Annotated in this window: 2 protein-coding genes; both read left to right on the top strand. The window is 57.3% G+C overall.

Going from position 1 to position 2,177, the window contains the following annotated elements; translation table 11 throughout:
- The first annotated feature begins 153 nt into the window (after positions 1–153).
- The gene (gene tnpB, locus O9K64_RS23255) at positions 154–519 is read left to right on the top strand and encodes an IS66 family insertion sequence element accessory protein TnpB (RefSeq protein ID WP_275100506.1); all 366 of its coding nucleotides are present in this window, start codon (positions 154–156) and stop codon (positions 517–519) included.
- A gap of 35 nt (positions 520–554) precedes the next feature.
- A complete protein-coding gene (gene tnpC, locus O9K64_RS23260; protein WP_275100507.1) occupies positions 555–2,162 on the top strand; it encodes an IS66 family transposase in 1,608 nt (535 codons plus the stop codon).
- Positions 2,163–2,177 lie beyond the last annotated feature (15 nt).

The following is a 2,177-nucleotide window of genomic DNA, read 5'->3' on the forward strand; positions in this document are numbered from 1 at the left end:
AGAGCGGAAACGGGCATCGGATTTTATTCCGGTCACCCTATCAGCGCCGGAACCGGCCACAGAGCTCACCCTCGTTCTGCCCAGCGGCCTGGAACTGCGCGGCATTTCGCAGGGCAATATTGCGCTGGTGCAGCAACTGCTGGGGCGCCTGGCGTGAACCGCAGTTTCCGGCCCGCCAACAACATGCCAAACATCTACCTGTACCGGGAACCGGTGGATTTTAGAAAAAGCTTTCGCGGCCTCGCCGCCATAGTCGAGCAGGAGCTGGGGCATAACCCGTTCGATGGCGGGCTGTATGCCTTCACCAACCGCCAGCGGAACAAGATCAAATGCCTGTTCTGGGAGGACAACGGCTTCGTGCTCTACTACAAGAGCCTGGCTGAGGAGAAATTTCGCTGGCCGCAGCCGGATGACGAGATCCTGCCGCTGAGTGGACAGCAGATCAACTGGCTACTCGACGGCTACGATATCAGTCTGCTCAAGGGGCACAAAAAGCTGTATTACGAAGCCTCGTTCTGATGCTTGGCAGTGCCTGTTCTGGTACAATAAGCCCCATGCGGGATGCCAAGAAAACAGCAGAAAAACCGATAGTTACATCGACGCCTGATGTGCGGGAACTGCTGCGTATCATCGAGCAAAAAGACCGCCTTCTCGCTGATCAGGAGCACTGCATCGCTGATCGGGATCATCTGATTGCGGAGCAAGAGAAACAGCTGCGGCTAATGGAAGAGGCACTACGCTTGGCCCAGATCCGGCGCTTCGGCGCCAAAAGCGAAAAGCTCCCCTTCCAGGGCGACCTCTTCGACGAAGCGGAACTGGAAGTCTCCCTGAGCGAACTCGAAGCCCAGTTAGCCGACGAAGAACCCGCCAAAAAGGCGTCTCGCAAGAAACGCGAAGGCTTCTCCGACAAACTGCCCCGGATCCAGGTCCATCTCCCATTGAGCGAAGAAGAGAAGGCCGGTGCCAGCAAGACCTTCTTCACCAAGGTGAAGGAAGAGCTCGATATCGTCCCGGCCAAGGCCCAGATCATTGAATACTGGCAGGAGAAGGCCGTCTTTGATGATGCCTATGGTGGGCAGCGCATCAAGGCCGCCGCCCGAGTGGCACACCCGCTGGGCAAATGCATCGCCAGCGTACAACTGCTGACCTACATCCTGGTCTCCAAGTACGCCGATGGATTGCCGCTGTACCGACTGGAGAAGATGCTGGCACGCTATGGCGGCAACATCAGCCGCACCAGCATGGCCAACTGGATTATCCGGTTGGATGACGTTTTCAGGCCGCTGATCAACCTGCTGCGGGAACAGCAATTGAGTGGTGATTACCTGCAGGCAGACGAAACCCGATTGCAGGTACTCAAGGAAGACGGAAAACTAGCGACTTCGGACAAATGGATGTGGTTGATCCGGGGTGGTCCGCCGAACCAGCCGGTGGTGCTGTTCGAATACGATCCCTCTCGCAGCGAGGAGGTGCCGCTACGCCTGCTCGATGGCTTTGAGGGCGTATTGCAAACCGATGGTTATGTCGGCTACAACCGGGTCTGTCGGGAGAACTCGCTCACCCGGATCGGCTGCTGGGATCATGCACGGCGCAAGTTCGTCGAAGCCAGCAAGGCCACACCCGTGAAAAAGAAGGGCGCCAAGGTCAGCAAGGCAGATGTCGCCATTGGTAAAATCCGCAAGCTCTATGCGATTGAGAAACGGATCGACGACCTCGACCCCGAGCAAAAAACCGCGAAGCGCCAAGCGCTGGCAGAACCGGTTCTCGATGACTTGAAGGCATGGATGGAAGCCAACCAGCGCCGGGTACCGAAAGACAGTCTGACCTGGAAGGCCATCAACTACACGCTGAACCAATGGGAACTGCTGATCGGCTATTGCGAAGATGGCCGGCTGCGCATCAGCAATGCCATGGCGGAAAACGCCATCCGACCCTTCGCAGTTGGACGGCGGGCTTGGTTATTTGCTGATACCTCACGTGGTGCCAAAGCCAGCGCCACCTGCTTCAGCCTGATCGAGACGGCGAAGGCCAACGGGTTGGAGCCTTACGATTACATGCATCATGTGATCAAGCACATAGCGGCAGCGGATACGGTCGAGAAGTTGGAGGCGTTATTTCCTTGGAATGTTGTGAACTCGGGAAGGCCTGCGCAAGGGGGCTGATTCTTGGGCGCTTAC

This window comes from Sedimenticola hydrogenitrophicus (genome assembly GCF_029017505.1).
Lineage (GTDB): Bacteria > Pseudomonadota > Gammaproteobacteria > Chromatiales > Chromatiaceae > Sedimenticola > Sedimenticola hydrogenitrophicus_A.